1 protein-coding gene is annotated in these 3,163 nt (G+C 34.4%); it reads left to right on the top strand.

Annotation, left to right across the window (positions count from 1 at the left end):
- A partial coding sequence (locus ACFIL7_RS08125; protein WP_375683498.1) for a type ISP restriction/modification enzyme occupies positions 1-2,641 on the top strand: 2,641 nt, incomplete at its 5' end.
- Positions 2,642-3,163 lie beyond the last annotated feature (522 nt).

The raw sequence follows: 3,163 nt of genomic DNA, 5'->3' as shown, positions 1-3,163 counted from the left end.
CAACTTAAACAGTGAGATAAAGCAAGAAGAAGCGATTGAGATGTTAGCGCAACATCTTGTGACGCGTCCCGTGTTTGAAGCATTGTTTGAGGGCAATGAATTTGTACAAAACAATGCCATTTCGCAAGCAATGGAAAAAATCTTAACAGAACTCGATAAAACAAATATTGAGGAAGAATCCAAAGAATTACAAGAGTTTTATGACAGCGTAAAGTTCCGTGCCTCTGGCATTACCGAACCACAGGCAAGACAAAATCTTATTATCAAACTTTACGAAGATTTTTTTACCAAGGCGTTTAAGAAAACCACGGATAGGCTTGGCATTGTTTATACGCCCGTTGAGGTTGTTGATTTTATCATTCATTCTGTTGATGATGTGTTGCGTAATGAATTTGGAAAAAGCTTAGGGTCACGTGGAGTTTCTATTCTTGACCCTTTCACTGGAACGGGTACCTTTATCACAAGGCTTTTACAATCAAATCTCATAAAACCAGAGGATATGGAATATAAGTTCCGTCATGATATCCATGCCAATGAGATTGTTTTACTGGCTTATTACATAGCTGCCATTAATATTGAATCAACTTATCATAGTCTTATGAAAGGAGATTACATCCCTTTCAAGCATATTGGCTTAACCGATACGTTTCGGATGCTGGAAAAACAAGATTTGATGAAAGGTTTATTAGAGGAAAACAGTGAATATTTAGAGCATCAAAAAAATTTGAATATTGAAGTGATCTTTGGCAATCCTCCTTATTCCGTGGGACAGAAAAGTGCTAATGACAATGCTAAGAACAGTCCTTATCCGCTATTAGATAAACGCATCAGTGACACGTATGCTGCTCAATCGAATGCAAATCTTATGCGAAATCTGTATGATAGTTATATCCGTGCCATTCGCTGGGCTAGTGACCGTATAAAAAAACGTGGTGTTATTGGTTTTGTTTCTGGTTCTGGTTACATAGAAAAACCAGCAATGGACAGTTTACGAAAATCTTTAGCCAAAGAATTTACAAGTATTTATGTTCTCAATCTGAGGGGTGATATTCGTAAAAATATGTTAAGCAATGGGAAGGCTCAAGAAGGACAGAATATTTTTGGTAGTGGTAGTATGACTGGTATTGCCGTGACATTATTTATCAAAAATCCCAATGTTTCTGGAGATTGTAAAATTTATTATCATGACATTGGTGATAATCTTACGACAAAAGATAAACTTTTTGCACTTAATTATTTGGGTAGCATTAATGGTGTCACAAATAAATCAAGTTGGAAAATAATTATACCAGATAAACATGGTGATTGGATAAATCAACGTGATGAGAGTTTTGAGACATTTATAGTCTTAGGGTATAAAAAAGAACACGATAAAAAGCTGTTTGAAATTTTTTCTTGTGGTGTCGTAACCAGTCGTGATGCTTGGGCATACAACTCAAGCCGTAAAGATTTAGCAAAAAATATGAGTGATATGATTGCTTTCTATAACAGCGAAGTAAAACGTTTTAATGATACGCATCCACATGCTGACCGTAAAACACGTAACAATATTGTAAATGATTTTGTTAATACAAATGCTGAAAAGATCAGTTGGAGTCGTGCACTTAAACAAGAGTTGGTAAAAGGAAAGGTTTTTGAATTTGAAGAAACTCGCCTTATTCAAAGTCTTTACCGTCCATTTACACAACAATGGCTCTATTATAATCGTACTTTCAATGAAATGGTTTTACAAATGCCGCGTATATTCCCTATGAGAAAAGCGGTTGATAATAGAGTAATACAAGTTACAGGCATAGGAGCAAGAAGTGGTTTTTCTGTTTTGATGAGTAAGGATTTACCTAACCTTCACGCAATAGATACAGGTCAATGCTTTCCACTCTATATTTACGAAGATAGCATGGTATCAAAAGATAAAAACAAGGAACAATCCCATTTATTTACAAACTCTATAGAGGAAAACAAAACAGCTGGTTTACAGAGGCGTGATGCCATTACAGATGAGGGACTAGCGCATTTTAAAGCTGCTTATCCTAATGAAAAAATCTCTAAGGATGATCTATTCTATTATGTTTATGGGATTTTACACTCAGAAGATTATCGTGCCCGTTATGCTGATAACCTCTCTAAAGAGTTGCCTCGCATCCCTTGTGTAAAAAGCGCTGAAGATTTTTGGAAGTTTGTTAATGCTGGACGTGAACTAGGGCATTTGCACGTGAATTATGAAACTGTAGAGCCTTATCCAGTGACCTTTAAAAAGGGTAATCCAAAACAAACAGAGATCTCTAATCCCGAAAAATTTTATTACGTTACAGAAATGAAATTCGCAAAAATTAAGAATAGTAAGGAAAAGGATAAATCTACAGTTATTTACAACAGCAATATCACAATAACAGACATCCCTCTTGAAGCTTATGAGTATATCGTTAATGGTAAACCCGCTCTTGAATGGGTTATGGAGCGTCAATGTGTAAAGACTGATAAAAAGAGTGGTATTGTGAATGATGCCAATCACTATGCTGTTGAAACCGTTGGCAACCCTGCCTACCCTCTAGAGTTATTTCAAAGGGTTATTACCGTAAGTTTAGAAACAATGAAGATTGTTAAGAACTTACCAAAATTAGAAATAAGAGAAACTGAATAAGCTTATTAAAGCATGCTCACATAATGAGTGTGATAACCTTACAAGCGGTATAAGGTCTTATAACCATAATCTATACCTCTTTTTGTTAAGTTGCTTACATATAATCCTGAAAGGATAGTCTATATGCGTTATTCTAAAAAGAAGAAACTTGCAATTTTAGATACTCTTATTTGGATTGCCTTTAAAAGATTATATCGTAATCTAAAATGATAGCTTTGTTTAAAGAGGGTTATGTATATTCACTTTTCTTATAGGTTTTGAAGGTATAAAAACCGTCAAAACCCCTTCAAAACGTATATTATTAGTTGAATTTATAGGTTGTGTTATCAATAGAGGTTGTTTTTTAAGATCTGTAAAATATTAACACATTGAAAAATAACGTTTTTACTTTTTATCGTTTTTTTATCTAAAAGAGGCAACCGTCAAAACTCAAAAACCCGTCAAAACTCATAACCATAATGGTCTTGATAGCATTTATTATGATTATAATCCCTTTCTTTTGAAAGGCTTTAAAGGATCACA

The organism is Bartonella sp. AP3QHHD (assembly GCF_042195765.1).
In the GTDB taxonomy this organism is placed as follows: domain Bacteria; phylum Pseudomonadota; class Alphaproteobacteria; order Rhizobiales; family Rhizobiaceae; genus Bartonella.
The sequence above is the reverse complement of the archived record's forward strand: the minus strand, read 5'-3'. Positions and strand labels throughout refer to the sequence as shown.